General features: G+C 35.5%; 15 protein-coding genes and 1 tRNA gene (1 of these 16 only partly in view). 4 read left to right on the forward strand and 12 right to left on the reverse strand.

Annotation, left to right across the window (positions count from 1 at the left end):
- A protein-coding gene (locus LX80_RS06780; RefSeq protein ID WP_111294528.1) for a DUF4476 domain-containing protein crosses the window boundary here: on the reverse strand, positions 1 to 871 show its 5' portion. Its footprint begins 344 nt before the window's first position; 871 of the gene's 1215 nt are visible here — the first part of the coding sequence; the start codon lies at positions 869 to 871; its stop codon lies beyond the left edge, outside the window.
- Between the two features lie 190 nt (positions 872 to 1061).
- Here LX80_RS06780 and LX80_RS06785 point away from each other — a divergent pair, with 190 nt between their 5' ends.
- Complete coding sequence (locus LX80_RS06785; protein ID WP_111294530.1) at positions 1062 to 3515, forward strand: M1 family aminopeptidase; 2454 nt, start codon at positions 1062 to 1064, stop codon at positions 3513 to 3515.
- Between the two features lie 72 nt (positions 3516 to 3587).
- Here LX80_RS06785 and LX80_RS06790 read toward each other — a convergent pair whose 3' ends face one another.
- From LX80_RS06790 to gap, 6 genes are all read right to left on the reverse strand, one after another.
- Positions 3588 to 4385: a DUF6263 family protein gene (locus LX80_RS06790; RefSeq protein ID WP_111294532.1), complete on the reverse strand. Its 798-nt coding sequence runs from the start codon at positions 4383 to 4385 to the stop codon at positions 3588 to 3590.
- An 87-nt stretch (positions 4386 to 4472) separates the two neighbouring features.
- Positions 4473 to 5216 (reverse strand): TPM domain-containing protein, encoded by a 744-nt coding sequence (locus LX80_RS06795; RefSeq protein ID WP_111294534.1) that lies wholly within the window; start codon positions 5214 to 5216, stop codon positions 4473 to 4475.
- Positions 5217 to 5257: 41 nt separating this feature from the next.
- Positions 5258 to 5719: a TPM domain-containing protein gene (locus tag LX80_RS06800; protein ID WP_111294536.1), complete on the reverse strand. Its 462-nt coding sequence runs from the start codon at positions 5717 to 5719 to the stop codon at positions 5258 to 5260.
- A gap of 9 nt (positions 5720 to 5728) precedes the next feature.
- Positions 5729 to 6322: a LemA family protein gene (locus LX80_RS06805; RefSeq protein ID WP_111294538.1), complete on the reverse strand. Its 594-nt coding sequence runs from the start codon at positions 6320 to 6322 to the stop codon at positions 5729 to 5731.
- A gap of 189 nt (positions 6323 to 6511) precedes the next feature.
- A complete protein-coding gene (locus LX80_RS06810) occupies positions 6512 to 7708 on the reverse strand; it encodes a phosphoglycerate kinase (protein ID WP_111294540.1) in 1197 nt (398 codons plus the stop codon).
- 84 nt (positions 7709 to 7792) lie between these two features.
- Positions 7793 to 8806: a type I glyceraldehyde-3-phosphate dehydrogenase gene (gap, locus tag LX80_RS06815; protein WP_111294542.1), complete on the reverse strand. Its 1014-nt coding sequence runs from the start codon at positions 8804 to 8806 to the stop codon at positions 7793 to 7795.
- A gap of 239 nt (positions 8807 to 9045) precedes the next feature.
- Between gap and LX80_RS06820 the strand changes: the two genes are divergently transcribed.
- The 3 genes from LX80_RS06820 to cfa all read left to right on the forward strand — a co-directional run bounded on the left by LX80_RS06820 (position 9046) and on the right by cfa (position 10699).
- Positions 9046 to 9117 (forward strand) — tRNA-Glu (locus LX80_RS06820).
- A gap of 225 nt (positions 9118 to 9342) precedes the next feature.
- A complete protein-coding gene (locus LX80_RS14450; protein ID WP_170120394.1) occupies positions 9343 to 9501 on the forward strand; it encodes a hypothetical protein in 159 nt (52 codons plus the stop codon).
- 82 nt (positions 9502 to 9583) lie between these two features.
- Entirely contained in the window at positions 9584 to 10699 is a 1116-nt protein-coding gene (gene cfa, locus LX80_RS06825; RefSeq protein WP_111294544.1) for a cyclopropane fatty acyl phospholipid synthase, read from the forward strand.
- A 96-nt stretch (positions 10700 to 10795) separates the two neighbouring features.
- Here the strand turns inward: cfa and LX80_RS06830 are convergent, their stop codons facing one another.
- From LX80_RS06830 to LX80_RS06850, 5 genes are all read right to left on the reverse strand, one after another.
- A complete protein-coding gene (locus LX80_RS06830) occupies positions 10796 to 11551 on the reverse strand; it encodes a hypothetical protein (protein ID WP_146250406.1) in 756 nt (251 codons plus the stop codon).
- A gap of 400 nt (positions 11552 to 11951) precedes the next feature.
- Entirely contained in the window at positions 11952 to 13079 is a 1128-nt protein-coding gene (locus tag LX80_RS06835) for a glycoside hydrolase family 26 protein (protein ID WP_170120395.1), read from the reverse strand.
- A 187-nt stretch (positions 13080 to 13266) separates the two neighbouring features.
- Positions 13267 to 14502, reverse strand: coding sequence for a hypothetical protein (locus tag LX80_RS06840; RefSeq protein ID WP_111294550.1), 1236 nt, complete (start codon positions 14500 to 14502; stop codon positions 13267 to 13269).
- 18 nt (positions 14503 to 14520) lie between these two features.
- The gene (locus LX80_RS06845) at positions 14521 to 16170 is read right to left on the reverse strand and encodes a RagB/SusD family nutrient uptake outer membrane protein (protein WP_170120396.1); all 1650 of its coding nucleotides are present in this window, start codon (positions 16168 to 16170) and stop codon (positions 14521 to 14523) included.
- Positions 16171 to 16197: 27 nt separating this feature from the next.
- Positions 16198 to 19404: a SusC/RagA family TonB-linked outer membrane protein gene (locus tag LX80_RS06850; protein WP_170120397.1), complete on the reverse strand. Its 3207-nt coding sequence runs from the start codon at positions 19402 to 19404 to the stop codon at positions 16198 to 16200.
- Between the last annotated feature and the right edge of the window lie 43 nt (positions 19405 to 19447).

A 19447-nucleotide genomic window follows, 5' to 3' on the forward strand; every position in this document is an offset into this window, starting at 1 on the left:
TATTTTGATTATCATTATTAGTTGCATTCAAATTACCGGAACTGTCAATTGTATTGGTAGCCACCGTTGTAACTACTTCTTTTGGCATTTGTGGCGTTGCCGGAACTTCTGCTGGTTTTACTTCAGCTTTAGGAGCCTGTTTTAAAGGTATGAATACAGCAACTGTGTCGGGTTTACTAACACCCTGCACCACGTAAATTTGATCCAGCCCTTCTGCACTCATTCTTTCAAAAGTTTTAGCCACATTGCCATTATTGGTTGCACGTGTTACCGGTTTAGGCATTACTTGTTTTTTGATAACAGCATCAGTATTAGTTGAAACAGTACCTGAATTATTTGAATTAACTGAATTGGGTTCAGCAGCGTTCGCCTTTAATGGTTTTACAGCTGCTGCTGTAGTTGATGTTGCTGTAGTAGATGCCGGATTATTATTGGTGGAAGAAGCCGCAATATTATTATTTTGTATTTGTGTAGTTTGAGCAACTGTTGAACTTTCTGAACCGGAAGGCATGGTAGCTGCAATTACCAGTTCATTCGATAAACCGGTTAATTGCCAATTGCCATTCTCACCTTTTGATAAATTATAGCCCGCATCCTGATCGGAAACAGGTATTTCAAAATTTAGTACTAATGATGGATTTTGCTGCCATTGTAACTGAATTTGATGTTTCCCGGGCATTAATCGGGGAATAATCATATAACCACCTGCGGTTGAAGCATAGTTTTGTTCATTTAACTGCACCGTATAGGGTTGCCGGTTGGCCGATTGTAAATAAACAAAATGATAATTCTGCGCAAACCCATTTTCATTGATAAAAAAGCATGCAACAAAAAAGGGAAGAATGGCTAAAGCTATTTTCTTGAAAATCATTACTCATTAAAATTTACACAAAGCTAACTGAAAAATGCGAGCTATCAGATACCCTTACCAAAGCAATATTTTTTGTGTTTTTGGCTTTCTTTAACCAAAACTAAACCTTGCCTTATTATCTTTATTCCCTATTTATTTTCGCAAACAAACTTTTCACAATTTTATTCATTAATCATTAGCAAAAAAACACATGAAAAAATTATTATTTGCATTTTTTGTTTTTACCTATGCTTCAGCATTTTCTCAAAAAGCAGATGATTGGCAGAAAATATATCGCGGTTTTGCAACAAAAATCAATGACCTGGTACATACCAAATTAGAAGCAAGTTTCGACTATGCTCATAGTTATTTAAATGGTAAGGAATGGATTACACTGAAACCTCATTTTTATCCAACAGACTCATTAACCTTAGATGCAAAGGGTATGCAAATTGATAAAATAGCAATGGATAAAAATGGAAAAATGTTGCCCCTTACCTATCAATACGATAGTTTGCAATTGAAAATTAAATTAGATAGAAGCTACACACAAAACGAAAAATATACCATTTACATTCAATACACAGCAAGGCCCAATGATTTTAAAGGGGAAGGAAGTGCAGCTATTACTGATGCCAAGGGATTATATTTTATTAACCCATTAGGCAAAGACCCCAATAAACCTACACAAATATGGACACAAGGTGAAACAGAATCGAACTCTGTTTGGATTCCTACTATTGATAAACCCGACCAAAAATGTACAAATGAATTTATTTTAACGGTTCCTGATAAATATGTAACACTATCAAATGGTAAATTGATTAAACAGCAAAAAAACAACAACAATACACGAACCGATACTTGGTTAATGGATTTACCTCATAGTCCCTATTTATTTTTTATTGGGGTTGGCGACTATGCCATTGTGAAAGATAGTTATAAAGGGAAAGAAGTATCGTATTATGTAGAAAAGCCTTATGAAAGCGTTGCCAGAAAAATATTCGGACATACACCTGAAATGATTCAGTTTTATTCAAACATTTTAGGAATTGATTTTCCTTGGCAAAAATATGCTCAAATTGTAGGACGCGATTATGTGAGCGGCGCCATGGAAAACACAACTGCAGTATTACATCAGGAAAGTGCACAACAAGATGCCCGCCAATTAACAGATGAAAATATTTGGGAAGAAACCATTGCGCATGAACTATTTCACCATTGGTTTGGCGATTATGTTACCTGCGAAAGCTGGAGCAATTTAACTGTAAATGAAAGTTTTGCGAATTACAGTGAAGTGCTTTGGGATACTTACAAATATGGAAAGGAAGCAGGTGATTATCAGAACTGGAAAGATATGAACGACTATTTCTTAAGTAATAGTGATAACAAAGATTTGGTTCGCTTTTATTATGAAAACCGTGAAGACATGTTTGATGCTGTTAGCTATAATAAAGGCGGAAGAATTCTTCACATGCTGCGAAATTATGTAGGAGATAGTGCATTTTTTAAATCGTTGAATTTGTATTTGAATAGTAATAAATTTGGTAATGGCAGTGCCGTAAAACTGCGCCTTGCATTTGAAGCTGTTACAGGTAAAGATTTGAATTGGTTTTTTAATCAATGGTATTTTGGAAGTGGCCATCCCATTTTAGACATTAACTATGTGTACGATGATAAAGCCCATTTAGAAAAAGTAATTGTTCAACAAAAACAAGTAACAGGCAAAATTTTCAAATTACCTTTTGCTATTGATATTTACACAGGCGAAAACAGGCAACGGTACCAGGTTTGTGCAGAAAATGCAATTGATACTTTTTACTTTAAAGTTGATGAAAAACCTAATTTAGTAAATGTTGATGCCGATAAAATTTTATTGGCACAAAAAACGGATCACAAAACTGTTTCAGAGTTCTTTTATCAATACAACCATGCGCAAAATTATTTAGACAAAAGAGAAGCTGTTGTTTATGGGGGTAATCATTTAGATGATATTTTGGGTTACACTTTAGTTGAAAATGCATTATATGATCCTTTTTTCAGAGTGCGTCTTCAGGCATTAAATATTTTTAATAATACCAGCCAAACTTTGCACCAGCCTACTATTGATAAAATTGAGAAACTAGCTAAGTCTGACCCCAAAAAATTAGTGAAAGCCGGTGCCATAGATGTATTAGGTAAATTAAAAAATAAAGATTACAAAAGTTTCTTTATTAACTCGTTACAAGATTCCTCTTATTCTGTAGCCGGCGCAGCTTTAAATGCTTTGAGCAAAATTGATAGTGTGGAAGCCTTTAAACAAGCACTAACGCTTAGTAAAGCAACTGCCAAAGGACGTTTATTATCTTCTATTGTAAATATGTTTATGCGTTATGGCGATGCTGATAATTTTGATTATGTAGCTTATAACTTTAATGCTTTACCTGTTGGGCAAGAAAAGTTTGAATTGTTACCCGACTTCACCGTTTATTTAGCTAAAATTAATGATAGCACTCAATTTAAGCGCGGCGTTGATTATATTATCCAGTTTAAGAATGATATTCCCCAAGCTTATCATGAACAAACTGATCCATTTATTAAATTGTTTTTGAATGAACTAAAATCTAAAAAACAAACAATGGGTCAAGTAAACTTAGCTAATTATATTACCGAAAAATTAAAATAAAAAAATCAATTCCATAAAAAATGCCGTGACTATATTAGTTACGGCATTTTTTTTATCATACAAATATTAGTATTAATCAGTTACTGTAGTTGTAATTGTACCTTTAGATGTAACAGGTGCAGATTGTCCCATCATTTCCATTGTTCCTCCTAAATCAACATTACTGGTTTCGTTCATTAATAAACGACTGGCTTTATTATAGGTTCTTGTAGCCAGGGCAGTGCCTTTTAAATTTTGAACGATGTCCATACCGTTTCTGTTCATTGTTTCTTTTAAAACCATATTGGCTTTTACTTCCAGCACAATCGTATTGTCGGTAATTTGCTTAATGGTGTATTGTGAAACTGTTTTAGAATCGGCTTCGCTGGTGGTAGAATCAGTCCATTGAAAACCTTCTTTTAAATTATTGGCAGGTAATAAAAACAAATATTTTGCCTGATCATCAGCACCGCCCATTTTAATAATGGCATCTACTTTTTGTGACTGCGAAAATAATTTACCATCTTTTACTTCAATTAAATTTGGAACATTTAATGCTTTGAATAAATCAGCCATTTCAGGATTATTACGCAAAGCAGAATCGTCTGAGTCAAAGTTCTGATCCTGCCCCATCACTTTTACGCCACCTTTAACTCTTGTAATGGTAGCTGAGTAGGTGTAACCATTGGCACTAACATTTTTAATGGTATCAATTGTAGTAGTTTGCCCGCTTGTAACAGTTTCAATATCCTGTCCGGCAAAATTTATATTGGTAGTAACTTTAATATCAGTAACTGTTTTAAAAGTTTTTCCGGGTTGTGGCAAGTTGGTTTGAGCATGCACAGCCAATAAACTACCATAAGTAAGCAGGGATAAAAATAAATGTTTCATATTATGTTTTTAAAATTTAATGTAAATCAAAAATATCATTTTAAACAAATGAAAAAAAATTTACTATTTTTTATAGTCCAATAGCAATTACCAACTACCACCGGCTCCACCGCCCCCACTACTTCCACCGCCAAAACCACCAAAGCCGCCACCGCCGCCTCCGGATCCACCCCAACTGCCACTACCTCTATTATTTAACATGCCGGATAAAATGATGGGCGCAATTAATCCACCGCCCCCACCTCCCCCACGGCCCATGTTACGTAAAATAAAAAAAACAATCAATAACAATATAATAAACACCAATGCACCACTTCCGGTAGGTACATCTTTTTTTCTTGCTACTTTATATTCACCAACAGCAGCCTTTGCTAAATCATCGGTAGCTTTATTCAGCCCCTCGTAATAATTTTGTTGCCTAAAAGCAGGCACAATATCATTTCTATAAATTTCTGAAGTAGTAATATCGGGAATAGCCCCCTCTAAACCGTAGCCAATTTCTATCCAAACTTTTCTATCATCAATAGCTGCTAAAATTAAAATGCCATTATTTGTTTTTTTGTTTCCTATGCCCCAAGCTCTGAACAAACGATTGGCATAATCTGCAATATCTTCTCCATTTAAAGTCTTAACCAATACAATGGCAATTTGGTTGGAAGTAGAGTCATCTAATGCAACTAATTTCTCTTCTAATGCTTCATTTTGTTGGCGAGTTAATACATTGGCATAATCATTTACCAACCTGGGAGGATTGGGCTTAGGCAAAACATCCTGTGCCAAGCATAAAAAACTTGGCAACAGAAGCAAAATAAAGAGAATTAATTTTTTCATTTTTAATATGCTTCAAACTTTAGCTGCAGAACAGTAAATGTTTAATCCCCAAAAACAATATCATCAGGTAGTTCATTGCCATCAGCTGCGGCTTGATTAGGAAAATGAGTAGCTAAGGCCATACCAATTTTATTAATAATTATTGTTATGCCTTCAGCAAAATGACTGGCATTGAAATGTTGCAACATTTCCTGAACAGCTTTTTCCCAAAATTCCTGACCAACTTTTTCATGAATGCCTACATCGCCATAAATGGCCAATTTTCTGCTTTGTATAGCTATATAAACCAAAACCCCATTTCGTTGCTGTGTTAATTGCATGTTTAATTCAGCAAAAATTTGTGCAGCCCTTTCAACAGGATTTTGGTTATTACAAGTATTTTCAACGTAAACACGTATTTCACCACTGGTAATTTTTTCAGCCTTTTGTATGGCTAATACAATTAATTTTTTTTCCTGCTCGGAAAAAAAATCCTTGGTTTTTTTTGGTGAAAAAATTCCCATTAATAAAAATTATTTAATGTTGAAATTAATATCGGGCGCTTTTTCAGTTCCGGGATCGGCTTGGTAATAAGGTTTTTCGCTAAAGTGAAAAATGGCGGCAAAAATATTATTGGGGAATGTACGTACTTTTAAATTATAACTATTAACTGCGGTATTATAATCGCGCCTGGCAACATTAATGCGATTTTCTGTTCCTTCAATTTGTGCCTGAAAGTCTTGAAATGCCTGCGTAGTTTTTAAATTAGGGTAAGCTTCAGCCACAGCCATTAATCTGCTAAATGCCCCTTGCAATTGGCCTTGTGCCTGTTGAAACTTTTGCAAGCTTTGCGGATCATTAATGTCTACATTTACGCTGGTTGCTTTAGAACGAGCATCAATTACTTCTTTTAAGGTTGACTTTTCGAAGTTAGCAGAGCCTTCAATGGTTTTAATGACACTATTATATAAGTCGGTACGGCGTTGATAATTGGTTTCTACATTACTCCAAGCTTGTTTAACAGCCTGTTCACCTTGTACCAAACCATTGTATTTGTTACATCCACAACCGCCTAATAGTAAAATAATAGCAGCAATAATAATGAGTGTAAGGGTTTTTGAATTCATACTTGCGGGGTTTTAAACATGTAAAAAAATAAAAAATATTTGAATATTTGTTGCTGTTTTTTTTGTAAGATAAATGTTTGCAATGAACTTATGGATTTATTTTTCAAAATATATGCCTAAAATTTTTTCAGCCGAAATGGCACAAAAAAACCATCCTTTCGGATGGTTGAAAATTATTTAGTTGATTTATCAACTATTAATGGCTGCTATTCCCGGCAAAACTTTGCCTTCAAAATATTCCAGCATAGCGCCACCACCCGTACTAACATAGCTTACTTTATTAGCAAAACCAAACTGATTTACTGCTGCAACACTATCGCCTCCACCTACTAAGCTAAAGGCACCTTTCTGTGTAGCTTCTGCAACAGCAACGGCTATGGCTTTGGTTCCATGCTGAAATTTGGGCATTTCAAAAACACCCATTGGGCCATTCCAAAGAATGGTTTTGGCGGAATGTATAATATGTGCAAACTGTTCACATGCCTCAGGGCCAATGTCTAAACCCATCCAACCATCGGGAATGTTGTTAGAAGGGCTTGTTGAAGTTTCTGCATCAGCAGCAAACTTATTGGCTATAATACTATCACCGGGCAAATGAATGCATACGCCTTGCTTTTCAGCAGCTAACAACAATTCTTTTGCTGTGGAAATTCTATCGTCTTCGCATAATGAACTTCCAATAGAACCACCTTTAGCCTTCATAAACGTATATGCCATTCCACCGCCAATAATAATATCAGTAGCTTTTTTCAATAAATTTTCAATTATTAAAATTTTATCGGAAACCTTGGCACCGCCAATAATAGCAACAAATGGTTTTTCAGCTTGATGCATGATTTTTTCTGCACTGGAAACTTCAGCTTCCATTAACAACCCAAACATTTTTTTATCGGCAGGAAAAAATTGCGCAATAACAGCTGTAGAAGCATGTGCCCTATGTGCAGTACCAAAAGCATCATTTACATAAACAGTTCCTAATTTGGCTAATTTTTCTGCAAAGGATTTATCGCCTAATTCTTCCTCTTTATAAAAGCGAAGATTTTCTAACAATAATACTTCACCAGATTGTAATGCTGCGGCTTTATTGTATGCTTCAGTACCAATACAATCATTAGCAAACTGCACAGGTGTGCCACCCAGCAATTCTGATAAATGTTGCACCAAATGTTTTAAAGAATATTTTTCCGATGGACCATCTTTGGGTCTACCTAAATGGCTCATTAAAATAACACTTCCACCATCTGTTAAAATTTTTTTGATGGTTGGAATGGTAGCCCGCATGCGATTATCGTCTGTGATTTGATAATTTGCATCCAAAGGCACATTAAAATCAACCCTTATTAAGGCCTTTTGGCCATTAAAATTGAAATTAGAAAATTTGCTCATGTTTTTTCTATTTATTTAGAAAGCCCCCTCAAGATAACAATAAAATAATATCAAATAAAAAAAGCCGGTGATACCGGCTTTTAGCTATTTTTTTATCAATCCGGCAAAATAACGAACAGTGCGTACCAATTGTGATACATAACTCATTTCATTATCATACCAGCTTACAACTTTCACTAATTGCTTATCGCCTACTGAAATTACTTTAGTTTGAGTAGCATCGAACAATGAGCCGTAGTGCATACCAATAATATCACTACTTACAATTTCATCTTCATTATAACCAAAACTTTCATTGCTGGCTGCTTTCATAACAGCATTGATTTCTTCAGCGGTTGTTTTTTTAGCCAATACAGCGGTTAATTCAGTAGATGAGCCGGTGATAACCGGTACACGTTGAGCACCACCATCTAATTTACCTTTTAATTCGGGTAACACCAAACCAATGGCCTTAGCAGCACCGGTGCTGTTTGGTACTATATTAGCGGCAGCAGCACGTGCCCTTCTTAAATCGCCTTTTGCATGTGGTGCATCCAAAGTATTTTGGTCGTTGGTATAAGCATGTATGGTGGTCATACTTCCAACTTCAATGGTAAAGGCATCATTCAAAGCTTTTGCCATTGGGGCCAAACAGTTGGTAGTACAAGAAGCACATGAAATGATAGTTTCAGACCCATCTAATATTTGGTGGTTTACATTGAACACAATGGTTTTCAAATCACCCGTTGCAGGCGCAGAAATTACAACACGCTTAGCACCTGCTGTTAAGTGGGCTTCAGCTTTAGCCTTATCGGTAAAGAATCCGGTTGATTCAATTACAACATCTACCTGATGGTTGCCCCAGGGAATTTGTGCAGGATCGCGCTGCGCATATATTTTTACTTCATGACCATTCACTACAATTGAATTTTCAGTAGCAGTAACAGTAGCATCAAATCTACCCTGTGCACTATCATATTTTAACAGATGAGCCAGCACTTTCGGACTGGTTAAATCGTTTATAGCTACTACATCAATGCCTTCCATATTAAAAATTTGGCGATATACTAACCGGCCAATTCGTCCAAAGCCATTAATGGCAACTTTAACTGTACTCATTTTTACAAGTATTTAAATGATAAAAAAGATAAATCGTTGGCAAAATTACAGCTTTGTTGTTAACTATTTGTTTTGTATTTTGCTAAATAAGGCTATTTCATATTTATTGATGCAAATCAAAAAAAATATGTATTTGATGATGAATGATGAATAATGACATAACTATCCAAAAAATAAATTTGCTGAAAAATTTTGAGAGAATATAGCCTACCCCTATTTTTGCACTCCCAAAAACAAATGGAGCGTTGGTCAAGGGGTTAAGACGCATCCCTTTCACGGATGAATCACGGGTTCGATTCCCGTACGCTCTACAAAAAACCGCCAATCAAGCGGTTTTTTTTATTGCATTAATTTATTGAAATTTTCCCTTTCAAAAGTTAATGGAACATTACTAAAATAAATTTGTCAAACAGTTGTACCTTTACACCCTAACAGGGAAATGAGGCCTTCCTACTTAAACCACCTGGATATATTTCTATATTAAGGTTAATGGCATCTACAAACGTTAACCGGCATTTGCCACAAATGTTATTTCGATGAAAAAGCCATTTTATTTCCCCAATTTATTAATGCCCATTCCTTCCTTTCACTTGCTTATTCCAATAATGCATTACCTAAAAAATATTTGTTGTCCTAATACCAATCAAGCAAGGTTAATGCCGCAAGTTGTTGTTATTCCGGTAAGAAATTACTAAACAATACTTTTAAACAGTAATCAACAAACCATTATTGCGTTTGATGGGATTTTTTTTGAAATACATATAACAATTATATAAAATGAGTAAAGAACAGAAAGTAATAGAAAGCCTATTATCGGAAACAGACATACACATTAATGGTAAGCATAAATGGGACCCACAAATTAATGACCATAAATTTTACAAACAGGTAATTGATGAAGGTTCAATTGGATTAGGTGAAGCGTACATGAATGGTTTATGGGATTGCGATGCGCTGGATGAATTTTTCTACAAGGTGCTAACAGCCAAAATTGAAACTAAGATTAAAAAAAATTTGAAAGTATTATCATACATATTTGCCAGCAGATTTATTAATAAACAAACCAAAGAAAGATCTAAACAAGTTGCCTATGTGCATTATGATATTGGGAATGACCTTTATAAAAATATGCTAGACAAAAGATTAATTTATTCTTGCGCTTATTGGGAGAATGCACAAAATATTGATGAAGCACAAGAAGCAAAATTAAATTTAATATGTAGAAAATTACAACTGGAACCCGGCATGCGATTGTTAGATATTGGCTGCGGATGGGGAGGATTGGCAAAATATGCGGCAGAGAATTTTGGTGTATCCGTTGTAGGTGTTACGCTATCAAAAGAACAAGTAATTATTGCTAAAGAAGTAAATGAGGGCTTGCCTGTTGAAATTAGATTACAAGATTACAGAGATGTTCATGAGCAATTTGATAGAATTGTTTCTGTTGGTATGTTTGAACACGTTGGACATTTAAATTATCATCATTTCATTAAACTAGCCCATGAAAATTTAACTGAGGATGGTATATTTTTATTACACACTATCGGCAGTAGTGAAAGTGTAAGTACTACTGACCCTTGGATTAATAAATACATTTTTCCTAATGGTATGTTGCCTTCTATTCCTCAAATAGCAAAAGCCATTGATGGTTACTTTGTAATGGAAGACTGGCATAACTTTGGTTTATATTATGATAAAACCTGTATGGCCTGGCTCAATAACTTTAAAAACAATTGGCCACAAATACAACAGCATTATTCTAATGAGTTTTACAGAATGTGGACCTACTACTTATCCGTAAGTGCCGCTTCGTTCAGGGCAAGAAACAATCATTTGTGGCAAATAGTGCTAACTAAAAAAAACAGAAAAGGCATGTATCTTTCAGTTAGATAAAATAATAACTACAATTTATTTGCCATATATAAGAAAACCCCTTGAAAAGTTATTGAATCAAGGGGTTTCATTTATACTCAATATTTTCAGTAAATCTTAATTCATTATACCTTCTGATAATTGTTTTATTTGCTGATAGGCGAATTCATTTTCAGCAATTTTTTGACGATTATAGCGTTGTACCAAAGAATCTACTTGCTTTTTCATGGGCATTTCATCTGCCCCACTGAAACTGCCTTTTACATATATTTTTTCTTTTAAATTAATATTGGTTGGGGCATAAGCCATTATTTGTTTTGCTGTTGCAACAAGTTTTTGTTCATCCATGTGCTGATTGCGTAAATATTGCAAAGTATAATTAAGCAAACCATAACCTTCATATTGCGATTGTACCAACTGTTGTAACACAGCGAAAATTTCGTTTGTATTTTGAGTTGACAATAATTTTAACCTGCTTAAAATAAGCCATCCGCCGTATTGGCGATAAGTATTGATATAAGGATGATTGGCATTGGCTTGTATAAATTTTTCGTAAATATTGTAAGCTTCAAGCGGTGTGTGTAACTCTGCCCATTCTTTTAATTCCTGCATACCGGGTAAGCCACCGGATACAATGAATGCTTTTTGTTCTTCAATTAATGTTTCATTGGTTTTAGAGGGAATTTGAAGAGAAGAAACAAACTGAACCGACGGTGTAAATTGTTGATAGGGCAATGAATTATCAGCAGCAAAAGAAGCGGCACTTTTAAATGCTGCAATTTTTTGTTCATCGCTGCTTTGCACCATTTTGGTTTGATGACAAGCTGCCATTATTAAAACAACAGCAAAGAATAATAATTTATTTTTTCTCATATAACCGATTTTATTTTTATTAATACTCAACAGTGTTTCAGTAAGAGTTTCAAATATGTATACCCAGAATGAATTGTAAATAAAAATAGAAAATATATTATATAATACAAATAAAATTTGTAAAAATTAACAGATAAAATATAAACGTTCAAACATCAAAACAGTTATCAGCTGTTAACACTTCACGTAAACCAAGTTTGGCTAGTTATAAAATAAATCCATAAGAAAATGTGTATAGGCATCGACAGAAATTTCATTTTGTATTCTTGTTTTAAGCCTAAAGATATTTTAGGGAAAAGAAAATTCATTGATTTAAAAAATGATGATGCACACATATATATAGATACAAAAAAGGCCTAAGTAAAAACAAAGGCCCGGTTCCATTCTTAATAAACGACTACTACTTATGAGAAAATAATTGGTACACTTTTGAAAAAGTAAGTTGATTTTGAAATAAAAACATTCCGGATTTTGTCATTTGCAAAAAATCGGGTGCAGAAGCCTCACCTTTAAAAGGAACATAATACTCTTTACTTCCGTCATGTTTAACACCGGCATTACGCCATGCCAAGGCATATGCAATACGAGCATCTTTTACTGCCGGTAAAAAGGTATTTGTCCACCAGTGTTCGTTAGGAATAGTATTATATCCAAATTCAGTTAAAGCAGGGATTTTGTGATTTTCCAATGCAAAAGTATCTAAAGCTGCCAACATAGTACGACAGTTTTTAATAAATTCATCATCTTTATTGTTTTGCTGGTAAATATCAAATCCAACAATATCAACAAAAGTATTTCCCGGATACCTTTCTGCATATTCCTCTAAGCCATGAAATTTATCCGTATTATAAGCGTACAACAAATGATGTACGTTTGCAACATCCATTAAGTAATGCACGGTATATTGATATAGTTGCTTCATTTCATCCGGGGAACAATGCACCCTACCCCACCAAAACCAATTACCATTCAACTCATGAAAGGGACGAAAAATAATGGGAATATATTCTCCACTTTTACCTTTTAATGTATTAAAGAAGCGAGCAACTTTATCTAACCAACTATTATACAAACTATTATTTTTACCACCGGGCAAAACAGATGCTACTGTTCCGGGTGCAGCATCCCAGGCTGTTTTTCCGGTTAAAGGATTGTGCAAATGCCAGCTAATGGTAATAATTCCACCCCGCTCATAAGCCTGTTGTATCAATTTTTGCGTCTTCACAAAGGGCACTCCGTCAATATCATGCTCTGCATCCAATTCAATACCTGAAATTTCAAATCCGTAAACTGCCGGATAACTGCCAATTACTGATTTAATATCACTTTTGCCTTTCTTGTATTGCCAGTTATAACCGTAAGCTAAATCATCTTGATGCCCAAATAAAATTCCTTTTTGTAAAGACAGTTGTAAAAAGGCATACAAACTTTTTGTTTCAACAGTTGCATGCTCATCAATAGGTTGCGCATATAATTGATGAAAAGAAAAAGCAAATAACAGCAATATTAATAGTATTGTTTTTTTCAATTTTTTGCTTTGGCAAATATTATGGATGCAGTTCAGCATGCTATATCTATACAATAATTTTAAGTAAAGTTTTCAATTCAAATTTCGTTATTTCATCAACTAAACTATTTCAATTGAAATGAATAGCGAACCGATTTTTTTTATAAATCGGTTCGCTTCAAGTTATTATTAGAAAAATTGAATACAGCTATTTCACCAACATTACATCATCAAAATAATACGTTTCATCTACATCGCCATTTTGTCCTTTTAAGAAAAATCCTAACTGTTGTAAAGTTGTTCCCGGCTTCCAGAAGTCAATAGAGTTTAAAGGAATTTTAAAATAAGTCCAAACATTGGGTGGAACGGTAATTGGGTTGATGGAATTTTGCCCATAACCTGCTGAAGATGTATTGGTTTCAATATTTAAAGTATGGGTAACGGTACCCCCTTTAACCCAAAATACTAAGTAGGTATATGATGGGTCATAGGGCAAGCTTGGCCACCAATTGGAGAAACCTTCTATTTTCCAACCTCCGGCAGGATAGGAAGCAATGAATGAAGCGTTACCGGTTTTAGCAGCATTTGTTGATTTACCGGAAGGAGAAGCCCAAGAACCGTCAGACCAGCCATTTTGAAAATCATCTGTAAAAATTTGATAAGTATTATCTATATCAATTAGTTCCTGCTTATCCGTTAAAGTTTTAGAAGTTCCACCCGAGTTATAGGTAAAAGTTAAAAAACCGCGAATAATTGAGGTGGAAGGAAACTGCAAAGTCATTATCGAATCATTCTGATTTACAATGGTAACGTTAGCGGTATTACCATTCACATCGCCAAACGTTACACCGGTAACTGCAGCAAATCCTACACCACTTAGGGTAATTTGTGAGCCTGCATAAAAATCATAATTAGAGTACCCGGAGGGTGTTGGTGGGGGCGCTAAAATGGTAAATTTATAAGCAGCCTTGCCATACAATGTTGTTACAACTAAACTATCATTAGCTAATGGTGGTAAATATGGAGTTTTAGAAGGCACCTGTACTATAATAGATTGGTCAGTCATCAAAGCTCTATTGAAATAAGCGGTATAGCCGTTAAAGGTTACTGAAACAGCACTACCCAAATTGGTACCATAAATTATGTAATAATTCCCCAAGTTACCTGCTGTGGTTACAGAATCAAATGGACCAACTTTGTTGGTACGTGCAACAGGTGTTTTAATAACATTACCTGATGCATCATAACTTATTATCGTATCATAAGTAGTGGTGGTGTCCGTTTTACTCCAGGTATGTACTGAAGTTATGGTTGGTTTACCTGTTCCGGGAGTAAACCCCAAGCTATCATATTTTCTGCAGGAAACAATTAACGAAAACATTAATAACATTAAACCTGCAAAAGCAATATGAGATTTTTGAATATATATTTTTTTTGTTTTCATATGCTATTTTCTAAAAGTTTAAAATTTATAGGGCACCGGTGGCATTAATAAAGATGGATTAGCCGCCGTTTCTGTAGCAGGATAAGGCAATATAAAATTGGCATCTGTTAGGGTAAAACTTCTACCGGGATTATAACTTGTAATTTGTCCGGTATTACCATCCACATTTACAGTACGTCTATCCTGTGCATTTATCATGGCAATAGCCACAGGATGGTGCGGATTATTGAACCCATCAATTCTTTGTAAATCGTACCAATAATCGCCTTCTATGGCAAATTCTAATCTTCTTTCATTCAATAATTGTTTATAGGTAAAGCTGGTAAGTGCAGGTAAACCGGCTCTTTGACGTACTTTATTTAAATATCCTAAAGCTACTGCATCGGTTGATACAGCGTTGGTATCAATACCTTGTCCGGGTTGTACACCGGCAGATTTTCCTAAAATTGCTTCAGCACCAATTAATAATACATCGGCATAGCGCAACAAGTAAGTATTATTTGAAGTAGCTTGAAAAGCACTTAATCCGCCATTATCATCAGGGGTACCTACTACGTACTTTTTCATACCGGCACCAGAACCCTGCGCATTTACAGCGCCCATACCCATATCTATTCTGTGCACATAATAACCACCGATTTTCTTTTGTATTTCGGGATAATAATCACCATCAATCATGATACATCCATGTCGTCGTATTGAATCACCCGCATTTTTAAATGCATTTTGCAAATCGAGACTAGGTCCTAACTCACCCCATCCATCACCTGTTCCTGTAATATTGGTATTGGGTGCAATTACTGATTGAATTTGATTTCCAAAACCATAACCGCCATTAGATGTCCATTGCAATGCAATCATTGATTCTTTATTATTATTGCCTGCCAATTCAAACATTTGTGTATAGCTGCCCGGCACATCTAATCCAACTAATCCAAATTCGCCACTATTAATTACTTTTTGTACTTCAATTAATGCACTATCATATTTCTGTTGATACAAATAAACTTTGGCCAACAAGCCTGAAGCCGATGCACTGGAAACATGTCCGGTAGAAGCAACTCCGGGTCTGCAATTTGCTTCAGCGAATTGCAAGTCCATTGTAATAAATTTATATACATCGGTAACCGGATTGGTCCGTACAGTTGAAAAACTTCCTACATAAGGCGATGGGTCGGTAATGATAGGCACATTACCAAATAAGCGAGTTAAATAAAAATAAGCGGCAGCCCTCATTAAGCGAGCCTCACCTAATGCATTGTTTACAACGGCTGAAGGAACAGAGGGTGGAACCGCATTTGGCAAATTGTTTATCAATGCATTTGCTTGCGCAACAACAGTGTACAATGAATTCCAGGCACTCATTACTGTTTGTGTAGCATTACTGGCACCAAATGCACCAAATGCATCAAATGCCCCATCGGTACCTGCATAGCAAATGGCATTACCGGCTTGTAAATCGCCAATAGCTAAAAACGCTTTACCATTAAAACCAAACCAGGGTGCTGCATATAAAATGTTAGTACTTGATTGCACCTGATCGGTAGTTTGGTAGTAAGTTCCTACGGTTGATGCGTTTTCAGGTGGACGATTAAAAAAATCTTTTTTACAACTTGTTACGAATAGCCCTAGAACAAGTATTAAATGAAATAAATATTTATTTTTCATATTATTCATTGCTTAATTGTGATTGAATTAGAACTCGGCATTAACACCAAACGTAATAGTACGAGGTGTTGGATACCGGCCATAATCTATATTTTGCAAAATGGGGTTTTGGTTTAATGAACCTATTTCAGGGTCTAATCCGCTATATTTAGTTATAACAAATAAATTTTGACCACTGATGTATGCTTTTAATCTTGCCATTTTTACTTTACTAGCCCATTGTTGAGGCAAGGTATATCCTATTCTTACGTTTTGGATACGTAAGTAAGAAGCATCTTCCAAAAAGCGATCGGACATTACCAAATTATTATTACCAAAACCTGAACGAGGAGCCGGTATGTTTGAATTTGGATTATTGGGTGTCCAGAAATTAGCTACATCAGCTCTTTGATTCATGTATAGGCTGTACATACCCATAGTTTGGAAGGATACTGCGTTCAATATTTTACCTCCTTGCGAACCCACTAAAAATATAGATAAATCAAAATCTTTATAAGTAAAATTGTTGGTAATACTATAAGTGAAATCAGGATTAGGACTACCTAAAGGATATTGCTTATTAGGGCCTCCTTTACCATCATTCCCATCATATAAAATGTCACCTAAATAAATAGTATTGGTTTGCGAACGGTCGCTACTAATTTGTTGAGGTTGGCCAATAACATTTTGCGGGTGTTGCGCCAAATAATTTAATTGATCTTGTGTTTTAATAATTCCCAATACTTTGTATCCATAAAATTCACCTATAGGACCACCCACTTGTGTATAAGTTGCCGGAATTAGTGGACCGAATCCGGTTGAAACATTACCAATTAAGGCAGGAAATCCATTTAAGGAAACCACTTTGTTATTGTAATGTGAGAAAATAACATTAGTAGTCCAAGTAAAATTTTTCTTAATAATATTTCTGCTGGTAATGCTGAATTCAAAACCTGTGTTTTGAATTTCACCGGCATTAACCCATGGTGGTTGTACTACAGCTGCACTTGAGTATTCAGCTGTACCACCGCCTAAGAAGGCTGGCAAAGGTTGTTGGAACAAAAAGTTTTTAGAGGTTTTTTTGTACACATCAAACGTTGCATCTACTCTATTATGTAAAATGCTGAAATCAATACCCGCATTACTTTGTATGGCTGTTTCCCAAGTTAAGTTAGGATTGCTGAAGTTGGCAAAACTAAATCCTGTTCCTAAGCCGGTTACTACAGGGGTAATAGCTGAGCCATAACGGTATTGGCCATTGGTATTAGAATTACCGGTAGTACCATAACCCAAACGAATTTTTACGTTGGTAAACAAGTTACTGGCTTTACGCATAAAGGGTTCATCAGATAAACGCCATGATGCAGCAACACCCGGGAAAAAGCCAATTTGATGCCCCGGTGCAAAGTTGGATGACTGGTCGCGACGATTGGTTGCGGTAATACTATACTTATTATTGAATGTATAAATTATCCTTAGTAACCATGACTCCATTGATGTACTTCCTTTTGGCTCATCTAAAGTATTAGATGATTGCGTACCCAGATTTAAAGTTTGTACCGCATTTCCTGCAGTAAACCCTTTGGTACTTGCAACAATTCCATCATAAGCTGATTCCCATACTTCGTGACCAAACAATGCCTGTACAAAATGTTTGGTACCAAAAGTGTGCGTATAATTCAAATGTTCCAACCAACTCCAATAATGATCAAAATTGTTATTTTCTAATAATACGGCTTGTGTGTTTACAAATGCAGGGGCACTTCCTGTTGCACCGTATGAATAAGTGGGACGAAATATTTTTGCCTGTCCCCAATTAAAACTTCCGTTAACCTCAGAGTGTAGTGTAAAGTCTTTATTAAATTTAATATCGCCATACACCCTACCTTGTATATTACTGCGAATTAAATAATTGGTTATGCTTAATGCTTGCTGTACCGGGTTTTGGCCACCTTGTATTATACCATTCACTACTGCAGGACCGGAAAAGCTACCATCGGCGTTGTAAACTGAAACATCCGGTGCCTGAAGCAATGCATTATAAATAATTCCATATGAATTGCCTAAACCTATATTGGCTTTGTTTTGATTAGCAGTAATGCTGGTACCCATTTTTAACCAATCTTTTACTTGTGAATTGATGGTTGTATGAAATGCATATCTATTAAAATCAGAGCCAATAACGGTACCCTTTTGCTGAAAATAACCACCGGAAATATAGTAATCCGTTTTTCCATTTGAACCTGAAGTAGATAATGTATGGCTCATCAAAGGTGCTCTTCTGAAAATAGCATTTTGCCAATTCGTACCCGGCCCTAACTTGCTCGGATCTGCAAAATCCACTCGCCTGGTTAAACCGTATAAATCGGCCAACGTATTCTCGAACTTGGCATATTGCGGCAAATTCATCATTTTTAAAAATTTGCCTTGCTCTTGAAAACCATAGTAGGCATCATAATTCAAATGCGCTTCGCCATATTTACCTTTTTTGGTTGTAATAATAACTACACCATTCGCACCTCTACTTCCATAAATAGCAGTGGCGGAAGCATCTTTTAAAATATCAATGGATTCAATATCATTCGGATTAATACTTGCCAACACACTGGGCTTTTGTTCTTGCTCGCTGGGCGATAATCCGCCTAATGTTTTATCGTTTGAAGATGCCTGAGAAGGGGCATTTCCATCAATAGCCACACCATCTATAACATACAATGGTTCTGAGCCACTAAATGAAGTAATACCACGAATGCGAACTGAAACAGCTGCACCTGGTTGACCAGAGTTTTGCGTTACAGTAACACCACTGGCACGACCTTGTAACATTTGATCGACAGATGGTTGTGGTATATCTGCAATTTGTTTTGAACTAACTGTAGAAATAGCACCATTAACATCTTGTTTCCGTTGTGTACCATAACCAATTACCACAACATCATTTAAATCAGAAGAAGATGGTTTAAGGACAACATGAATATTATCTTTTCCATTAATATTCACTTCTTGCGTTTTTAAACCAACATAAGAAAATACCAATACGTGTTTATCGTTGGGAACATTAATAGAAAATACCCCATTGGCATTGGTTGTAGTTCTAACTTTTGAGTCTTTTACCATTACCGTAACGCCATCTAACATGGCACCTTTATCATCGGCAACAGTTCCGGAAATTTTCCGTGTTTGCGCATGTACCACATTACCCAACAGTAGGCACATTACTACGCAAAAAAATGAAAGCAGCTTCGTTTTTTTCATATAGCAATTCGTTTTGCCAAAATTAAATGCAACCGATTGCATG

Origin of the sequence: Hydrotalea sandarakina (assembly GCF_003254115.1) — a bacterium.
Lineage (GTDB): Bacteria > Bacteroidota > Bacteroidia > Chitinophagales > Chitinophagaceae > Hydrotalea > Hydrotalea sandarakina.